Source organism: Streptomyces monashensis (assembly GCF_001866665.1).
Classification (GTDB): domain Bacteria; phylum Actinomycetota; class Actinomycetes; order Streptomycetales; family Streptomycetaceae; genus Streptomyces; species Streptomyces monashensis.
In genome coordinates, this window is the sequence record NZ_MLYO01000026.1 from 87,904 (window position 1) to 105,026 (window position 17,123).

A 17,123-nucleotide genomic window follows, 5' to 3' on the forward strand; every position below is an offset into this window, starting at 1 on the left:
CTGTCACACCTCCTCGGGCTCCGTCAGGAGCGGGTAGACGCCGTTCTCGTCGTGGTCCTCCCGTCCGGTCACGGGCGGGTTGAACACGCACAGGCAGTGGAAGTCCGCCTTGACCTTCAGCGTGTGCCGCTCGTGGCCGTCGAGGAGGTACATGGTGCCGGGCGTGATCGTGTACGACGTCCCGGTCTCGTGGTCGGTGAGTTCGGCCTCGCCCTGGGTGCAGACGACGGCCTCGACGTGGTTGGCGTACCACATCGACGTCTCCGTGCCGGCGTAGAGGACGGTCTCGTGCAGGGAGAAGCCGACGCGCTCCTTGGCGAGGACGATCCGCTTGCTCTCCCAGGTGCCGGACTTCGCCCGCACATGCCGGTCGGTGCCTTCGATGTCCTTGAACGATCGGACGATCACGGTGCTGTTCTTCCTCCTAGCTTGTGCGCTGACGCGCTGGTCAGACGGTTTCGCGGACGGCGCGGGCGAGGATCCGCAGGCCCTCGTCCAGCTCGTCCGGTGTGATGGTGAGCGCGGGCAGCAGCTTGACGACCTCGCCCTCGGGGCCGGACGTCTCGATGAGCAGCCCGAGCTCGAAGGCCCGCTTGGCGATCCGGCCGGCCCGCGCCTTGTCGTGGAACTCCATGCCCCACACCAGTCCGCGCCCGCGGTACTCCTTGACGTCGGCGAGGTTCTCCTCGGTGATCGAGATCAGCGCCTGCTCGACCTGCTCACCCCGCGACCGGGTCTGCTTCTCCATCGCCGAGCCGTCGGCCCAGTACGTCTCCAGCGCCGCGGTCGCGGTGACGAACGCGGGGTTGTTGCCGCGGAAGGTGCCGTTGTGCTCGCCGGGCTCCCACACGTCCAGCTCCGGCTTGAACAGGCACAGCGACATCGGCAGCCCGTAGCCGCTGATCGACTTGGAGACGGTGACGATGTCCGGCGTGATGCCCGCCTCCTCGAAGGAGAAGAAGGCGCCGGTGCGACCGCAGCCCATCTGGATGTCGTCGACGATCAGCAGCATGTCCTGCCGCTCGCACAACTCCCCGAGCGCGCGCAGCCATTCGGGCCGGGCCACGTTGATGCCGCCCTCGCCCTGCACGGTCTCCACGATCACCGCGGCGGGCTTGTTGAGCCCGGAGCCCTGGTCCTCCAGCAGCCGCTCGAACCACAGGAAGTCCGGGACCGTGCCGTCGAAGTAGTTGTCGAACGGCATCGGGGTGCCGTGCACCAGGGGAATGCCGGCGCCGGCCCGCTTGAAGGCGTTGCCGGTGACGGCGAGGGAGCCCAGCGACATCCCGTGGAAGGCGTTCGTGAACGAGACGATCGCCTCCCGGCCCTTGACCTTTCGGGCCAGCTTCAGCGCCGACTCCACGGCGTTGGTGCCGGTCGGGCCCGGGAACATGACCTTGTACGGCAGGTCGCGCGGGCGCAGCACCAGATCCTGGAAGGCCTGCAGGAAGGACCGCTTGGCCGTGGTCGACATGTCCAGGCCGTGGGTGACCCCGTCCCGGTCCAGATAGTCGATCAGCGCCCGTTTGAGCACCGGGTTGTTGTGGCCGTAGTTGAGTGACCCGGCACCGGCGAAGAAGTCGAGGTACACATGGCCGTCCTCGTCGAACATCCGGCTGCCCTGTGCGCGGTCGAAGACCGTGGGCCAGCCGCGGCAGTAGCTGCGCACCTCGGACTCGAGGGTCTCGAAGACACTGAGGTCGGGCTGGGTGATGGTCACGGAGAATCGCTCCTCGGGAGGGGGCTCGGTGGGGGGCTCGGCAGGAGGGGGGTCAGCGCGCGGTGACGCCGGTCAACGGGCTGATGCGGTACAGGACTTCGGGGTCGTGCGGGCCGTCCGGGAACAGCTCGGTGGGGAACAGCACCTCGCGTTCGAGGCGCGCCCCGTGCCGCTCGGCGAACGACGTGAACAGCCGCTCGGAGGCGGTGTTGCCGGGAGTGATGGTGGTCTCCACCTCGGTGACGCCGCGCTCGGTGGCCAGCCGGGCGGTCAGTCCGTCCAGCAGTGTGGCGGCGATGCCGAGACCCCGGTGGGCGGAGTCCACCGCCACCTGCCAGACGAGCAGGGTGTGCGGACGGTCGGGCCGCACGTAGCCGGTGACGAAGCCGACCGGCTCCCCGCCCGCACCCCGCGCCACCGCCGAGGTGCCGGCGAAGTCCCGGCACCACAGCAGATAGCTGTACGAAGAGTTCAGGTCGAGGGTTTTCGAGTCCTTGGCGAGACGCCAGAGCGCGGCTCCGTCGGTCACCGCCGGCTGGTCGATGAGCAGGTCTGCGGGTGCGGCAGTCATGCGGCACGAATTTAGCGAGGCGAATTAGGAAATGCACGACGGCCGTCGCCGGGCTGCGTAGAAGCCTCGGCGGTTTGCCCGGATTGCCCCATGGCAAATCCGGGCAAATCTACCTCTGTGTGGAGTGTGTCACAGTCTTGAAACCGTCAAGCGGTCGCAAGAAACACGCCGGAAAACTCCCCCGTTTAGCCTTGCAAAAAGCGGGCAGAAGAAGACGGGAAGCTGTCGTCCGGAAAATAGGCGGGAATTGTGAAAGTAAATTGAATTCAGACGCCGGTGGTTCCGTCGATTCGTTCACGCAGAATGTCGGCGTGTCCGTTGTGCCGGGCGTACTCCTCGATGAGATGGATGAGTATCCAGCGCACGCTGACCTCGGCGCCGGTCATCGGCCCGTCGGTGATCCGTCCGGTGTCCTCCAGGCTCCGGCCGGCGAGCAGCTCCCGCCCGTGCGCGATCTCCTGTCGCCAGACGCCCAGCGCCTCCTCCAGCCCGCGCCCGGGATCGAGGGCGTACCCCGCCCCCGTCTCGTCCCCGAACACCAGCGGCACGTCCAGTCCGCCCAGCACGCGCTGGAACCAGTTCCGCTCGACCTCGGCGAGGTGCTGCACGAGTCCGAGCAGCGTCAGCGGCGACGGCTCCGCCGGGGCGAGCCGGACCTGTTCGTCGTCCAGCCCGCGGCACTTCAGCTCCAGCGTGCTCCGGTGGAAGTCCAGCCAGCTCTCCAGCATGGGCAGTTCGGGCCCGGTCAGCAGCGGCACGGGCCGGCCGTCGGGAAGGGTCTGCGGTGCCTGAGGTGTGGTCATGGCGGCAGCATGCCAGGCGGGTACGACAACGCCCTGAGCGCGGCGCGCGGTTGCGCCGGACACGGCCTTCGGCCGGGCCTCCTGCCTCGCTCGGCGTGGCGGTGGGAGGCGGGCCGGGCGCTGCCGCGGGAAGGCCGGGGCCGGGTTCCTGTGGGCGGCCCGGGGCCTCGGTGTGCCGGCGATCGGCCGTGGGCGGCCGGTGCAGGTGGAGGGGTGGGGCGTGGAGGTGCCGGGGGTGCGGCGTGACCGTCGGCCGTCGTGAGGGAGCTTGCGGCCGCGCGGCGCAGTGCCGTAGCGGCGGCGCGCTACCGTCCCTGGGTCCAGGCCTTGTCCACGGCCCGGCGTGCCGCCTCCAGGTCCACGGGCAGGCCCTGCTCGGCGAGTGCACCGCCCAGGGCCGCGAGGGAGCTCTGGACCGCGCCCGGCGTGGCGTCCGATCCGTAGTGGTTGACCCGGATCATCTCCTTCGCCAGCGCACCCCCGCCCGCGACCAGGGGCAGGGTGGGGTCGCTCGCCAGGGCCCGGGCCACCAGCTCCGAGGCCACCACGTCCGCCGGCACCCGCAGGGTCGTCGCGACCGGCGCCGCGTCCTTCTCCTCGTACACGTACGGCTCCAGGCCGCCGCCCAGCGCCACCGCGCCGGCCCGCGTGGCCAGCGCCGCGCCGCGGTGCCGGGCCATCACGGTGTCGAGGCCCGCCGACTCGATCCGCTCCAGGCACGCCTGCAGCGCCAGCATCTCCAGCTGTGCCGGAGCGTGCGGCAGCACCGCGCGGCCCGCGTCGGTCCAGCGTTCCTTCCAGTCCAGCAGGGACAGGTAGGAGCGGCGCGGCGCGTGCGGGTTGGCCGCCATCCGGGTCCAGGCCCGCTCGCTCACCGAGATCGCCGATACACCGGCCGGGCCGCCCATCGCCTTCTGCGCCCCGATCACGCACAGGTCCACGCCCCACGCGTCCGGCAGCACCGGCTCCGCGCCCACCGAGGCGACCGCGTCCAGGTAGAAGAGCGCGCCGTGCTCCCGTACCACCTCGCCGATCTCCGCGACCGGGTTGGTGTTGCCGGTCGCCGCCTCGGCGTGCACGAGGGACACGAAGTCGATCTCGGGGTGCTCGGCGAACGCCTCGCGGATCTGCTCCGCCGTGACCGCCGTGTGGAAGGGGACCGCGATGTCGTGCACGGTCGCGCCGCAGGAGCGCAGCCAGTCGCCGAAGGTCTGCCCGTAGGGGCCCGTGATCACGTTCAGCGCCACCGTGCCCGGACCGGCCGCGGCGCGGATCGCGCCCTCCAGCGGCAGCAGCGCCTCGCCCTGGGTGATCAGCACGTCCTGCCGGGTGTCCAGCAGCCGGGCCACCCCGTCCTCGATGGCGGCGAAGCGCTCGGCGCTCAGCGGGGGCAGGTCGAGGAAGGGGTGCGTCACGGCGGGCTCTCTCTTCGTTCTCGGGTGGTTCCCGGATCTTCGGCCGGCGGGGGCCGACTCCACCGATCTTAAGTGGAATGACCCCGTTACCATCAGTTTGATTTGAGGCACTCAAACTCTTCCTTATAATCGGAACCCAAAGGTCCCCCACAGAGAAGATCACTCCCCATGAAGACGTTCCTCGGGCGCCGGTCCCGCTTCCTGGCCGCCACCACCGCGACCGCCGCGCTGGCGCTCGTGGTCGCCGGCTGCTCCTCCAGCGGCTCGGGGGGCGGTCCGACGACCGTCAAGGGTGTCCACCTCGTCAAGGGCGGCCAGCTGACCACCTGCACCCACCTGCCGTACCCGCCGTTCCAGTCGGAGATCGACGGCAAGGTGCAGGGCTTCGACGTCTCCCTGATCGACCTCGTCGCCAAGAACCTGGGCGTCAAGCAGCAGATCCTGGACACGCCGTTCGAGAACTTCAAGACCGGCGCCTTCCTGAACTCCGGCCAGTGCGACCTGGCCGCCGCGGGCATGACGATCACCGCCGAGCGCAAGAAGAACGTCGACTTCTCCGACCCGTACTTCGAGGCCACGCAGGCCGTGCTCGTCGCCAAGAACAGCGGTATCACCTCGTTCGCCGGCCTCAAGGGCAAGAAGCTCGGCGCGCAGGCGCAGACCACCGGCGAGGACTACGCCCGCGGCAAGGGCTACGACCCGGTCTCCTTCGCCTCCTCCGACGCGGTCCTCAACGGCCTGCGCACCGGCCAGGTCCAGGCCGTCGTCATCGACTACCCGGTGGTCCAGGGCTGGCTGAAGGACAAGGCCAACGCGAACGCGTTCAAGGTCGTCGACAACCTCAAGACCGGCGAGCAGTACGGCTTCACGGTCAAGAAGGGCAACAAGGCCCTGCTCGACGCCGTCAACACGGCCCTGAAGGACGCCAAGGCCGACGGCACGTACAAGAAGATCTACGAGAAGTGGATCGGCCCGTACAACGCCTCCGTCGCCTCCCCGGCCGCCTCGGCCTCCGCGTCCTGACCCCATGGCCATCGACACGGACGCAGAACTCCAGCCGAGGAAGAGCGGACTGACGCCTCGTCAGAGGCGTCGGCTCTCGCGGGGGGCGCAGTACGTCGTCTTCGTCGCCGCGGTGGTCGCGCTCGCGGCCGGCGCGGACTGGGGGCGGCTGAAGAACCAGTTCGCGCAGGCCCACATCGCGCGCCAGCTGTTCCCGGACCTCATCACGGTGGCCCTCAAGAACACCGTGCTGTTCACCCTGTCCGGGTTCGTGGTCGGCCTCGCCCTCGGCATGGTCATCGCCCTGATGCGCCTGTCGTCCGTGGGGCCGTACCGCTGGCTCGCCGGGATCTACATCGAGATCTTCCGCGGCCTGCCCGCGCTGCTGATCTTCATCTTCGTGGGCACCGGCGTGCCGCTCGCCTTCCCGAGCATCGAGTACCCGGGCGGCATCTACGGCAAGGTCGCCGTCGCGCTCGGACTGGTCTCCGCCGCCTACATGGCGGAGACGATCCGCGCGGGCATCCAGGCCGTGCCCAAGGGGCAGATGGAGGCGGCCCGTTCGCTCGGGTTCTCGCCCGCCAGGGCCATGGTCTCCATCATCCTGCCGCAGGCCTTCCGCATCATCCTGCCGCCGCTGACCAACGAACTCGTCCTGCTCTTCAAGGACTCCTCGCTGGTGCTGTTCCTCGGCGTCACCCTGGAGCAGCGCGAGCTGTCCAAGTTCGGCAACGACCTGGCCAGTACGACGGCCAACTCCACGCCGATCCTGGTCGCGGGCCTGTGCTACCTGCTGATCACGGTGCCGCTCAGCCTCGTCGTGCGCAGGATGGAATCCAAGGCCAAGAGGGAGATCAGGTGACCCGCCCCGAGATCCGCGTCCGGGATCTGCACAAGTCCTTCGGTGACAACCAGGTGCTCAAGGGCATCGACCTGGAGATGGAGCGGGGCGAGGTCGTCTGTGTCATCGGCCCCTCCGGCTCCGGCAAGTCCACGCTGCTGCGCTGTGTGAACCTGCTGGAGGAGCCCACCAAGGGACAGGTCTTCGTCGGCGGCACCGAGATCACCGACCCCGACGTGGACATCGACGCCGTGCGCCGCCGGATCGGCATGGTCTTCCAGCAGTTCAACCTCTTCCCGCACCTCAGCGTCACCGAGAACCTCACGCTGCCCCAGCGCCGGGTCCTCGGGCGGGACAAGGCGAGCGCGGCGAGGACCGCCGCCGAGAACCTGGCCCGCGTCGGCCTGTCCGAGAAGGCTGAGGCGTATCCCGCCTCGCTCTCCGGCGGTCAGCAGCAGCGCGTGGCCATCGCCCGGGCCCTCGCCATGGGCCCCCAGGTGATGCTCTTCGACGAGCCGACCTCCGCGCTCGACCCCGAGCTGGTCGGCGACGTCCTCGCGGTCATGCGCCGGCTCGCCCGCGAGGGCATGACCATGATGGTCGTCACGCACGAGATGACCTTCGCCCGCGAGGTCGCCGACCGGGTCGTCTTCATGGACGGCGGCGTGATCGTCGAGGACGGCACCCCGGACCAGGTCATCGGCGCCCCGCGGCACGAGCGCACCCGGCACTTCCTGTCCCGGCTGCTCGACCCGGCGATGGCCGAGGTGGAGGAGGAGACCTCGGACCAGGTCGGCGGGCCCGCACAGTAGCTCACTAAGGTGCAGTACATGAGCGATGGCGCCGTGCTGCACGTGAAGGGGCGGGTCCTCGTCGGGCCCGAGGACGTCCGCGACGAGCTGTGGGTGGTCGGGGGCAGGATCTGCCACGACCGCCCCGTCGGGGCGCGGGACGTCACCACCGTCGAGGGCTGGGCGCTGCCCGGCCTCGTCGACGCGCACTGCCACGTCGGCCTCGACGCGCACGGCCCGGTCGACGCGGACACCGCCGAGAAGCAGGCGCGCACCGACCGGGAGGCGGGCGCCCTGCTGCTGCGCGACGCCGGCTCGCCCTCCGACACCCGCTGGATCGACGACCGCGCCGACCTGCCGAAGATCATCCGGGCCGGCCGGCACATCGCCCGCACCCGCCGCTACATCCGCAACTATGCGTGGGAGATCGAGCCCGAGGACCTGGTCGCCTACGTCGCCCAGGAGGCGAGGCGCGGCGACGGCTGGGTCAAGCTCGTCGGCGACTGGATCGACCGCGACCTCGGCGACCTGTCCGCCTGCTGGCCGCGCGGGGCGGTCGAGGCGGCGATCAGCGAGGCCCACCGCCTCGGCGCCCGGGTCACCGCCCACTGCTTCGCCACGGACTGCCTGCGCGACCTGGTCGAGGCGGGCATCGACTGCGTCGAGCACGCCACGGGCCTCACCGACGACCTGATCCCGCTCTTCGCGGAGCGGGGCGTCGCGATCGTCCCCACCCTCGTCAACATCGCCACCTTCCCGCAGCTCGCGGCCGGCGGCGAGAGCAAGTTCCCGCAGTGGTCCGCGCACATGCGCCGGCTGCACGAACGCCGCTACGACACCGTGCGCGGCGCCTACGACGCCGGGATCCCGGTCTACGTGGGCACCGACGCCGGCGGCTCGCTGGCGCACGGACTGGTGGGCGCCGAGGTCGCCGAACTGGTCACCGCCGGCATCCCGCCCGTGGCCGCCCTGTCCGCCACGACCTGGGGCGCCCGCGCCTGGCTCGGCCGGCCCGGACTGGAGGAGGGCGCACCGGCCGATCTGGTGGTGTACGAGGGCGACCCGCGCGCCGACGTACGGGTGCTGACGGCGCCGCGCCGGGTGGTGCTGAACGGGAAGGTCGTGCAGTAGGAGAGCCGCGGGGGAACGCTTGTGCTTCACGATTCGAAGAGACGTGCGGAAACGGCCCGATTGAGTGAAGTAACCGGGGAACACTGACCGTTCACCCGTACTGCGTACAAGGTTGACGGGTCCCAAGCATGTTTCTTCCGGGGAGTCCCACCACCTTGAACACCTTGACCAGAGCGAACTTCCGCATGCCCGCCCGTCGTCTCGCCGCCGTGGCGACGGTCACGGCCCTCGCCGCGGCACCCGCGGTGCTGGGCGCGGGCGCCGCGCACGCGACCGGTGACCACGGTCGCGCCTCCGCCGTCGTCCTGCGCACCGGGCTCGACGTGTCCCTGCTCAACAAGACCGTCGACGTCCCGCTGACGGTCTCCCTCAACGAGGTCCGGGCGCCGCGGAGCGCCGACAGGACCGCGCTGTCCGCCCGGCTCGACGGCGTGGACGGCGGCAGGCCGTTCACCGTCCTCGGCGCCGACGTCGCCTCGGCGAAGGCCACGGTGACCGCACGGCGCGCCGAGGGCTCGGTCCGGCTCGCCCACGCCCGGCTGCACCTCCCCGGGCTGCCCCTGCTGTCCCTGATCGAGGCCGACACGGTCACCGCGCAGGCCGTCTGCGAGGCCGGCAGGACGCCCGTCGCCGCCGCGAACGTCCTCGGCGGCGTCACGGTCCTCGGCAAGCGCGTCACCCTCACCGCCGGCGGCCCGACCGAGGTGAAGGTGCCCGGCGTCGGCGAGGTCCGCCTCGATCTGTCCCAGCGGCGCACCACGACCCGCACGGCCGCCGCCACCGCCCTCCGACTCACGGTCTCCGTCAACCCTCCCTCAGACTCCGTCCGGGGGGACCCCCAGCTCAACGTGGCCGACGTCGAGGGCACGGTCACGCTCGCCCAGGCGACCTGCGAGTCCCCGACGGCCGCGTCCTCGGGCGACCCGGTGCCGAGCCACGACCCGGCCGCGGGCACGGCGTCGAAGGACGCGGCCGGCAAGGCCGCCCCCGCGTCCGACGTGAAGCCCCAGGGCGGCGTGTCGAAGAGCAACCTCGCCGAGACCGGCGGCAGTTCGGCGACCCCCTACCTCGCGGGCGGCGCGCTGGCACTGGTCCTGGCGGGCGGGGGAGCGGTGGCGCTGGCCCGGCGCCGCAGGAGCTGACGCGGGCCTGACGGACGGCTGACCCCTGGCGCCGCCCCCTTTCCCAGCGGTCCCACCGGAAAGGGGGGCGGCGCCCCGGTTACGGGAGGGCGGCGGACAGCGCCGAGAGGAACGCGTTGGCCGTCGTCCGGTCGCGCACAGCCACCCGGACCCACTCCTCGCCGAGCCCCGGAAACGTGTCACCCCGGCGCACGGCGTAACCGGCCTCGCGCAACCGTCGTCGTACCTGAGCCGCCCCCGCCATCCGGACCAGCACGAACGGCCCCTGCGCGGGACCGGTCACCGAGACACCCCGGCCGGCGAGAGCCGTCAGCCCCGCCACCAGATGGGCCCGGTCGGCGGCGATGCGGTGCGCCGCGTGCCCCGCCTCCGCCAGCGCCCGCGGCGTCACACACGCCTCGGCGGCGGCCAGCGCCGGCGTCGACACCGGCCACAGCGGCTGGGCCTGCTCCAGCGAGGCGATGACCTCCGGCGCGGCCAGGGCGTACCCGATGCGCAGCCCGGCCAGCCCCCAGGTCTTGGTCAGGCTGCGCAGGACGACCAGCCCGGGCACGTCCGTGCGCCCGGCCAGCGCCTCCCGCTCGCCCGGCACCGCGTCCATGAACGCCTCGTCCACCACCAACGTCCGTCCGGGCCGGGCGAGTCGGGCGATCCCGTCCGCCGGGTGCAGGACCGACGTGGGGTTGGTCGGATTCCCGATCACCACCAGATCGGCGTCCTCGGGCACCGCCGCCGGATCCAGCCGGAACCCGTCCGCCTCCCGCAGCAGCACCCGGTCCACGCTGTGCCCGGCGTCCCGCAGCGCGGCCTCCGGCTCCGTGAACTGCGGGTGCACGACGACCGGCCGGCGCACCTTCAGCGCCCGGGCCAGCAGTACGAACGCCTCCGCCGCCCCGGCCGTCAGCAGCACCCGCTCCACCGGCAGCCCGTGCCGCGCCGCCACCGCCGCCCGCGCGGCCCGCCCGTCCGGGTAGGCCGCGAGCGAGCCCAGCGACGCGGCGATCCGCTCCCGCAGCCAGGACGGGGGAGTGTCCGCGCGCACGTTGACGGCGAGGTCGACCAGCGCCGAGCCGTCGTCCCGCACCTCGGCGTCGCCGTGATGCCGCAGATCGTGCCCGGTGTCCCCGGTCCGCCCGGTGTCCTCAGTGCGCATGGCTGTGCGTGTGCCCCCCGTGATGGTGCTGCCCGTGGCCGTGCCCATGGTCGTGCCCGTCGTCGTCCGGGTGGAAGTGCGGCTGCTGCGGCAGCCCCACCTTGTCCTCGAAACCGGGCAGCGCGATCCGGTACACGCACGAGTCGCAGTTCATCCGCAGATCGCCCTCGACCGCCTCCGCGTACCGCTCCATCACCAGGTCCAGCAGCTCCGGCTCGGGCCCGATGACATCGGCGGACCGCACCTCGACCTCCGGGTGCGCGGCCGCCCAGCCCTCGGTCTGCTGCCGCACCCGGTCCGGCAGGATCCCGGTGAACAGGAAGTAGGGCAGGACGACGATCCGCTTCGCCCCCAGCCGCGCGCACCGGTCCAGCCCGCTCGGCACGTCCGGCGCCGCCAGCGACACGAACGCCGTCTCCACCCCGGCGTACCCCCGGCCCTCCCACAGCAGCCGCGCCGCCTTGTGCACCTCGGCGTTGGCGTCCGGATCCGTCGATCCGCGCCCGACCAGCAGCACGGTGACATCGGCCCGGTCCCCGGGCGTACGGGCGCCGCCGCCGAGGGCCTCGTCCAGCCGCCGCTCCAGCACGCCCAGCAGCGAGGGGTGCGGGCCCAGCGGCCGGCCGTAGGTGTACGAGATCCCCGGGTGCCGTTCCTTCTCGCGGGCCAGCGCGGCCGGGATGTCGCCCTTGGCGTGCCCGGCGGACACCAGCATCAGCGGCACCGCAGCGAACCGGCGTACGCCCCGCTCGACCAGCTCGGTGACGGCGTCGCCGAGCGGCGGCGGGGACAGCTCGATGAAGCCGCCCGCGACGGGCAGTTCGGGGTGGCGGCGGCCCAGCTCGCGCACGAAGTCGCGGAACGCCTCGGCTCCGGCCTCGTCCCGGGTGCCGTGGCCGGCGATGAGCAGGGCGGGCGGCGGGGTGGTCACGGGGTCTCCTCGGGTGAAGTGGGGTGGTACAACAGGGCGTTGAGGGCGGCGGCGGCGACCGCCGACCCGCCCTTCTCGGACACGTTGCTCACGGCGGGCAGCCCGCTCTCGCGCAGCGCGGCCTTGGACTCGACCGCGCCGACGAAGCCGACCGGCAGCCCGATGACGAGTGCCGGGGCGGCGTCCAGGGCGAGCAGTTCCTCCAGCGCGGTGGGGGCGTTGCCGATCACCCACAAGGCACCGGGCCCGACCTGCTCGTACGCCAGCCGGATCGCGTGGGCGGAGCGGGTGAGCCCCGCGACGGACCCGGCGTCCCTGAGCCGGCACACGGTCTCGCGGCGGGTGATCCCGGCGCCGACCATCTCCACGTCCACCACGACGGGCGCCCCGGCGTGCAGCGCGGCATGCGCCCTGACCAGGTCGTCCTCGTCGGTCACGAGGTCGGTCGCGTACTCCAGGTCGGCGGCGGAGTGGATGACCCGCTCCACCACCGCCCGGGTCAGCGGAGGGAAGTGCGAGGTGTCCAGGCGGGCGCGCAACCGCCGGTAGGACTCCTGCTCGATGGGATGGACGATCCGGTTCACTCGGCTTCCTCCTGCTCGCCGGGCTGCGCTGCCTGCCAGCGGTAGCCGCGCGGGGTCACCATGCGGCCCGCGACGATCCGGGTCGCGGTGTTGCCGACCGTCACGACCGTCATCATGTCGACCGTCGCCGGGTCGAGCGCACCGAGGGTGGTCACCCGGCTCGACTCGTCCGGCCGGGACGCATTGCGGACGACACCGACCGGCGTCGTCGGCTCCCGGTGCCCGGCGAGGATCGCGAGCGCCTTGGGCAGCTGCCAGTCGCGGCCCCGCGAACGCGGGTTGTAGAAGGTGACGACGAGGTCCGCCTCGGCCGCCGCCCGCACCCGCCGCTCGATGACCTCCCACGGCGTGTGCAGGTCGGACAGGCTGATGGACACGTGGTCGTGGCCCAGCGGCGCGCCCAGGATCGCCCCGGCGGCCAGCGCGGCCGTCACGCCCGGCACCCCGACCACGTCGATGTCGTCGGACGCCTCGGCCAGCGCCGGGGACGCCATCGCGTACACACCGGCGTCCCCGCTGCCGATCAGCGCCACCGCCTGCCCCCTGCGCGCCTCCGCGACCGCCGTACGGGCCCGTTCCTCCTCGGCGCCGAGCCCGGACTCCAGCACCCGGGTGCCCGGCCGCAGCAGATCGCGGATCTGGTCGACGTACTGGTCGAGCCCCACCAGTACGGAAGCGCGCCGGAGTTCGGCCGTGGCGCGCGGGGTCAGCAGGTCCCGGGCGCCCGGTCCGAGCCCGACCACCGCGAGCCGCCCGCGCGCCGGACGCCGTACGACGGCACAGGTGGCCATGGCGGGCCGGCCGTCGGCGCGGACCGACTTCCGCTTGGGGACGAGGAGTTCACCGCCGCCCACCAGCGCGGCCGCCTCCGCCACGGAGGGCGTGCCGACGGCCGCGAGCGGCGCCTGCGACGGGTGGGGCACCTCGACGGCCGCCAGTTCCTCGGCGGAGTACGTCACCAGCGGGACCCCCAGCCGCTCGGCGGCCGCGACGATCCCCGGCTCCGCCGACTTGGCGTCCACGGTGGCCAGTTCGGCGACCGACCGCGCCGAGAGGCCCGCCTCCGCGAGCGCCTCCCGGACCAGTCCGAGCACCTCCTCGACCGGCGCCCCCTTGGACGCGCCGACGCCGACCACCAGCGACGGAGGCCGCAGCAGCACCTCGCGCTCGCCGGGCGCGACGGCCCGGTCGGTCAGCCGGACGGTGTACGCCCCGCGCGCGGAGGTGGGCAGGGGCGGCAGCGGCCAGGCCACCTCGGCCTCCAGCGCGACCGGTTCGCCGTCCAGCAGGGCCCGCGAGACCACGGCCACCGAACCCTCGTACGGCAGCCCGAGCGTGTCCAGCCCCGGCAGCCCGACCGAGTCCGTCGCCGTCGTCACCACTGGCTCCGCGCCCAGCAACTCGCCCACCTCGCGGGCGAGTTCGTTGGCGCCGCCGCCGTGCCCGCCGACGAGTGAGACCGCGTACCGGCCGCCCTCGTCCACGCACACCACGCCCGGGTCGGCGGTCTTGTCGCCGAGCAGCGGCGCGAGCAGCCGCACGGTCGCGCCCGTCGCGAGGAAGCACACCAGCTGCTCGCACTCCGCGAACGCCGCCCGCACCGCCTCCCCGACGGGACCGTCGTACACGCGCGTCCGTTCCGGCCACGCCGCCGCCAGCCGGTCCCGCGCAGCCGCCCCCGCCGCGGTGGCGGAAATGAGGCCGATCACTCGTCAACTCCCTTACTGAATGCCTGGGTTCGCACGCCCCAGAGCAGAAACACAGGATTGGTCGCCGCCAGCCGGGACACCTCGCCCGGCAGCGGCGCCAGCCGCGAGGCCTGCAACAGCACCCCGTCGCAGGCGAACCCGGCGGCCGTGAGCGCCGCGCGCGCCGCCGGCACCCGGTCGAGCGCGGCCATGGTCACGACGACCGTCCGCCGCGCCCGCCGCGCACAGGCGCCGACGATGTCCGGCAGCTCCCGGCCGCCACCGCCGACGAACACCGCGTCGGGATCGTCGAGCCCGGCCAGCGCCTCCGGTGCCGCGCCGTGCACCACGGCCACGTCGACACCGTGGGCGCGGGCGTTGGCCCGCACGCGCGCCACACCGTCCGCCGCCTTCTCGACGGCGACGACGGCCGCACCGAGCCGCGCGCACTCCACCGCCACCGAGCCCGACCCGGCGCCCACGTCCCACACCAGGTCGCCGAGCCGGGGCCCGAGCCGGGCCAGGGCCAGCGCCCGCACCTCGAACTTGGTGATCATCGAGTCCCGGTGCGCGAACGCGTCCTCGTCCAGCGCCCACCCGCCGGGCTGCTCCGGCACCCCGGCGACCGTGCGCACCGCGCCCAGCGCCCGCGTCTCGTCCAGGCACAGCACCACGCTGACGTCCGTGCCCCAGTCCCGGGCGGCGGCCTCGGCGGGCGTGACCCGCTCGACGCGCTCGGCCGCGGAGCCGAGGGCGCGGGCGACGACCAGGACCCGCCCGCGGGACGGGTGCCCCGACGCCGACGAGGACACCGTCTCCGGTCCGGGGGAGTCGTGTGCGGGCGCGGCCACCGGCCCGGCCGACGCGCTCCCCGGCACCTGCTGGCCGTGCCGCAGCAGCGCCGCCCCCAGTTCCGCCGGACCCGCGCCCGGACCCGTCAGCACCGCCACCTTGGGTCGCGCCCGGCACACGTTGACGGCCGTGCGCAGGTCCCGGCCGTGCGCGCTGACCACGACCGCGTCGTCCCAGGGCAGCCCGATCCGCGCGAACGCCGTCGCCACGGAGGAGACACCCGGCCGTACGTCCAGCCGCCCGGCCCCGAACCGCTCGGCCAGCGCCCGCACGATCCCGAAGAACCCCGGATCCCCGGAGGCCAGCACGAGCACGGGCAGCTCCTTGCCGACGTACTCCGCGATCGTGTCCAGGGCGGGCGCCAGCGGCCCGAGGACGACGCGCTCGGCGCCGTCGGGCAGCCGTACGGCGTCCAGGTGCCGCCGCCCGCCGACGACGAGCGCGGCCCCGGCGAGGACCTCTTCCAGCAGCGGCGCCCCTGCCCCGGTCCCTGTCCCGACGACCGTGATCAACTCTTCGCCCGCTGCTCGCGCAGGGCCCGCCGGGCCTCCGGGTCGGCCTTGCGATACCCGTGGAAGTGCCCCGGGTGGTACAGGTGCGAGCGCGTGCCGTGGGCGTCGAGCGCCGGGCCGACCAGGAAGAGCGTGTGCTTCCAGAGCTTGTGCTCCTTGACCGTCTCCTCCAGCGTGCCGATCGTGCACTTCACGACCAGCTCCTCCGGCCAGGTCGCCTGGTAGGCGATGACCACGGGGGTGTCGGTGGGGTAGCCGCCCTCCAGCAGCTCGCGCACCAGCTGGCCGCTGCGGGCGGCCGAGAGGAAGATCGCCATCGTCGTGCCGTGCCGGGCGAACTCCCGGACCTCCTCGCCGGGCGGCATCGGCGTCTTGCCGCCGCCCAGCCGGGTGAGGACGACGGACTGCGCGACCTCGGGGATCGTCAGCTCGCGCTGCGCGAGGGCGGCCACGGCCGAGAAGGAGGAGACACCGGGGACGACCTCGGTGGCGATCCCGATCTCCGCGCACCGGTCGAGCTGCTCCTGCGTGCCGCCCCACAGCGCCGGGTCGCCGGAGTGGATCCGGGCCACCTTCAGGCCCTCGGCGTGGGCGCGCGCGTAGACGGCGACGACGTCCTCCAGGGACATGGCCGCCGAGTCCAGGATCTCCGCCTCCGCGCGCGCGTGTTCGAGGACCTCCGCCTGGACCAGGCTCGCCGCCCAGATCACCACGTCCGCCTCCGTGATCGCGCGCGCGGCGCGGAACGTCAGCAGGTCGGCGGCGCCGGGGCCGGCACCGACGAACGTCACCTTGCCGGCGGTGGCATCGATGAGGGCATCGGCCATGAGAAAGGTCCTCTCGTACGGAAAACACACAGCGGAAGCAGTGAAATGTCAGGGTGTGCGGATATATGGGAGGTGATGGATGTGCGCGAAGGCGCCTCGATCGGATAGCAAGTCCCTATGGCGGTCTTCGTCGCGCTCGGCGCGTTCCTGATGACGCTGGCCGGCGGCTGGACGGCTCAGCGCGTGACCGACCGTCGGCACCTGGTCCTGGGCCTGGCCGGCGGTCTGATGCTGGGCGTGGTCGGCCTGGACCTGCTGCCGGAGGCGCTGCACGCCGCCGACCGCGAGATCTTCGGCGTCCCCGCCGCCCTGCTGCTCTTCGTGGCCGGCTTCCTGCTGGCCCATCTGGTGGAACGCACCCTGGCCGCGCGCCAGGCCGCCCACGGCGGCGACGAGGGCCACCACCGGGCGCCCGAGGTGGGCCTGGCGGCGGCCGGCGCGATGGTCGGCCACAGCTTCATGGACGGAGTGGCGATCGGCGCGGCCTTCCAGGTGGGCGGCGGCATGGGCGCGGCCGTCGCGCTCGCCGTGATCGCGCACGACTTCGCCGACGGCTTCAACACCTTCACCCTCACGAGCCTGTACGGCAACGCCCGCCGCCGGGCCGTGGCGATGCTGGTGGCCGACGCCTGCGCACCGCTGCTGGGCGCGCTGTCGACGGCGTTCGTCCACATCCCCGAACCGGTGCTCGGCGGCTATCTGGGCCTCTTCGGCGGCGTCCTGCTCTACCTCGCCGCCGCCGAGATCCTCCCCGAGGCCCACCACGAACACCCGGCGCGCTCCACCCTCCTGTGCACGGTGGCCGGCGCGGCCTTCATCTGGCTGGTGGTCGGCATCTCCGCCGGCTGAGCCGCCACCCACCCCTGCGACCCGACCGGACGGACGACCGCCGACCGGGGTGAGCGGGTGCCCCGGGGCGGGGGTGACCAGGTATCCGGTGGTCGGCTCGGCCGGGTGCCCGGGGGCTGGACCGGTCGGGTGTCCGGCCGCCGAGTGGATGGGGTCTCTGTCGGCCTGGCCGATCGGGTGTCCGGCGGTCCGGGGACCGATCGGGTGTCCGTCAGCCTGGTCGACAGGGTGTCCGGTGGCTTGGTGACCGACGGCCCGGTCAAACCGGCGACCGGTGGCCCGGCAGGCCCGGTGACCGGCAGGGCGGACGG

At 73.0% G+C, this 17,123-nt stretch carries 17 protein-coding genes; 6 read left to right on the plus strand and 11 right to left on the minus strand.

What is annotated here, in order from left to right; genetic code table 11:
* Positions 1–3: 3 nt before the first annotated feature.
* From BIV23_RS16480 to BIV23_RS16500, 5 genes are all read right to left on the minus strand, one after another.
* Positions 4–408, minus strand: coding sequence for an ectoine synthase (locus tag BIV23_RS16480; protein ID WP_071381607.1), 405 nt, complete (start codon positions 406–408; stop codon positions 4–6).
* Between the two features lie 40 nt (positions 409–448).
* Positions 449–1,720: a diaminobutyrate--2-oxoglutarate transaminase gene (ectB, locus tag BIV23_RS16485; protein WP_071381608.1), complete on the minus strand. Its 1,272-nt coding sequence runs from the start codon at positions 1,718–1,720 to the stop codon at positions 449–451.
* Between the two features lie 52 nt (positions 1,721–1,772).
* The gene (ectA, locus tag BIV23_RS16490) at positions 1,773–2,291 is read right to left on the minus strand and encodes a diaminobutyrate acetyltransferase (RefSeq protein ID WP_071381609.1); all 519 of its coding nucleotides are present in this window, start codon (positions 2,289–2,291) and stop codon (positions 1,773–1,775) included.
* A gap of 266 nt (positions 2,292–2,557) precedes the next feature.
* Entirely contained in the window at positions 2,558–3,094 is a 537-nt protein-coding gene (locus BIV23_RS16495) for a DinB family protein (RefSeq protein WP_071381610.1), read from the minus strand.
* 305 nt (positions 3,095–3,399) lie between these two features.
* Positions 3,400–4,509 (minus strand): pyridoxal-phosphate-dependent aminotransferase family protein, encoded by a 1,110-nt coding sequence (locus BIV23_RS16500; protein WP_071381611.1) that lies wholly within the window; start codon positions 4,507–4,509, stop codon positions 3,400–3,402.
* 168 nt (positions 4,510–4,677) lie between these two features.
* Between BIV23_RS16500 and BIV23_RS16505 the strand changes: the two genes are divergently transcribed.
* The 5 genes from BIV23_RS16505 to BIV23_RS16525 all read left to right on the plus strand — a co-directional run bounded on the left by BIV23_RS16505 (position 4,678) and on the right by BIV23_RS16525 (position 9,416).
* Positions 4,678–5,532, plus strand: a complete 855-nt coding sequence (locus tag BIV23_RS16505) for a basic amino acid ABC transporter substrate-binding protein (RefSeq protein WP_071381612.1) — start codon at positions 4,678–4,680, stop codon at positions 5,530–5,532.
* A 4-nt stretch (positions 5,533–5,536) separates the two neighbouring features.
* Complete coding sequence (locus BIV23_RS16510; protein ID WP_071381613.1) at positions 5,537–6,373, plus strand: amino acid ABC transporter permease; 837 nt, start codon at positions 5,537–5,539, stop codon at positions 6,371–6,373.
* Positions 6,370–7,164 carry an amino acid ABC transporter ATP-binding protein gene (locus BIV23_RS16515; protein WP_071381614.1) on the plus strand — a complete coding sequence of 265 codons (795 nt, stop codon included), beginning with the start codon at positions 6,370–6,372 and terminating at the stop codon, positions 7,162–7,164. Before BIV23_RS16510 ends, BIV23_RS16515 begins: the two co-directional genes overlap by 4 nt.
* 18 nt (positions 7,165–7,182) lie before the next feature.
* The gene (locus BIV23_RS16520) at positions 7,183–8,274 is read left to right on the plus strand and encodes an amidohydrolase family protein (protein WP_071381615.1); all 1,092 of its coding nucleotides are present in this window, start codon (positions 7,183–7,185) and stop codon (positions 8,272–8,274) included.
* 164 nt (positions 8,275–8,438) lie between these two features.
* Positions 8,439–9,416 (plus strand): SCO1860 family LAETG-anchored protein, encoded by a 978-nt coding sequence (locus BIV23_RS16525; RefSeq protein WP_107471186.1) that lies wholly within the window; start codon positions 8,439–8,441, stop codon positions 9,414–9,416.
* Positions 9,417–9,495: 79 nt separating this feature from the next.
* Here BIV23_RS16525 and cobC read toward each other — a convergent pair whose 3' ends face one another.
* From cobC to cobM, 6 genes are read right to left on the minus strand one after another with little or no spacing between them, the layout of a single operon-like run.
* Positions 9,496–10,569: an Rv2231c family histidinol phosphate aminotransferase CobC gene (gene cobC / locus BIV23_RS16530; RefSeq protein ID WP_079173202.1), complete on the minus strand. Its 1,074-nt coding sequence runs from the start codon at positions 10,567–10,569 to the stop codon at positions 9,496–9,498.
* Positions 10,559–11,500, minus strand: coding sequence for a sirohydrochlorin chelatase (locus BIV23_RS16535; RefSeq protein ID WP_071381617.1), 942 nt, complete (start codon positions 11,498–11,500; stop codon positions 10,559–10,561). The genes cobC and BIV23_RS16535 overlap by 11 nt, the downstream gene beginning before the upstream one ends.
* Positions 11,497–12,084, minus strand: coding sequence for a precorrin-8X methylmutase (locus BIV23_RS16540; RefSeq protein ID WP_071381618.1), 588 nt, complete (start codon positions 12,082–12,084; stop codon positions 11,497–11,499). The genes BIV23_RS16535 and BIV23_RS16540 overlap by 4 nt, the downstream gene beginning before the upstream one ends.
* Positions 12,081–13,793 carry a precorrin-3B C(17)-methyltransferase gene (cobJ, locus tag BIV23_RS16545; RefSeq protein ID WP_071381619.1) on the minus strand — a complete coding sequence of 571 codons (1,713 nt, stop codon included), beginning with the start codon at positions 13,791–13,793 and terminating at the stop codon, positions 12,081–12,083. The genes BIV23_RS16540 and cobJ overlap by 4 nt, the downstream gene beginning before the upstream one ends.
* On the minus strand, positions 13,790–15,136 hold the full coding sequence (locus BIV23_RS16550) for a bifunctional cobalt-precorrin-7 (C(5))-methyltransferase/cobalt-precorrin-6B (C(15))-methyltransferase (protein ID WP_071381620.1): 1,347 nt from the start codon (positions 15,134–15,136) through the stop codon (positions 13,790–13,792). Before BIV23_RS16550 ends, cobJ begins: the two co-directional genes overlap by 4 nt.
* Entirely contained in the window at positions 15,133–15,963 is an 831-nt protein-coding gene (gene cobM, locus BIV23_RS16555; protein WP_071381621.1) for a precorrin-4 C(11)-methyltransferase, read from the minus strand. The genes BIV23_RS16550 and cobM overlap by 4 nt, the downstream gene beginning before the upstream one ends.
* A 117-nt stretch (positions 15,964–16,080) precedes the next feature.
* Here cobM and BIV23_RS16560 point away from each other — a divergent pair, with 117 nt between their 5' ends.
* Complete coding sequence (locus BIV23_RS16560; protein WP_071381622.1) at positions 16,081–16,812, plus strand: ZIP family metal transporter; 732 nt, start codon at positions 16,081–16,083, stop codon at positions 16,810–16,812.
* The last annotated feature ends 311 nt before the right edge of the window (positions 16,813–17,123 follow it).

What these genes read in the sequence shown, in the direction of transcription:
- BIV23_RS16495 (WP_071381610.1), bottom strand. Translation starts at nt 3,094, where the DNA reads ATGACCACACCTCAGGCACCGCAGACCCTTCCCGACGGCCGGCCCGTG.
- cobC (WP_079173202.1), bottom strand. Translation starts at nt 10,569, where the DNA reads ATGCGCACTGAGGACACCGGGCGGACCGGGGACACCGGGCACGATCTG.
- cobM (WP_071381621.1), bottom strand. Translation starts at nt 15,963, where the DNA reads ATGGCCGATGCCCTCATCGATGCCACCGCCGGCAAGGTGACGTTCGTC.
- ectA (WP_071381609.1), bottom strand. Translation starts at nt 2,291, where the DNA reads ATGACTGCCGCACCCGCAGACCTGCTCATCGACCAGCCGGCGGTGACC.
- BIV23_RS16505 (WP_071381612.1), top strand. Translation starts at nt 4,678, where the DNA reads ATGAAGACGTTCCTCGGGCGCCGGTCCCGCTTCCTGGCCGCCACCACC.
- BIV23_RS16560 (WP_071381622.1), top strand. Translation starts at nt 16,081, where the DNA reads ATGGCGGTCTTCGTCGCGCTCGGCGCGTTCCTGATGACGCTGGCCGGC.
- BIV23_RS16510 (WP_071381613.1), top strand. Translation starts at nt 5,537, where the DNA reads ATGGCCATCGACACGGACGCAGAACTCCAGCCGAGGAAGAGCGGACTG.
- BIV23_RS16520 (WP_071381615.1), top strand. Translation starts at nt 7,183, where the DNA reads ATGAGCGATGGCGCCGTGCTGCACGTGAAGGGGCGGGTCCTCGTCGGG.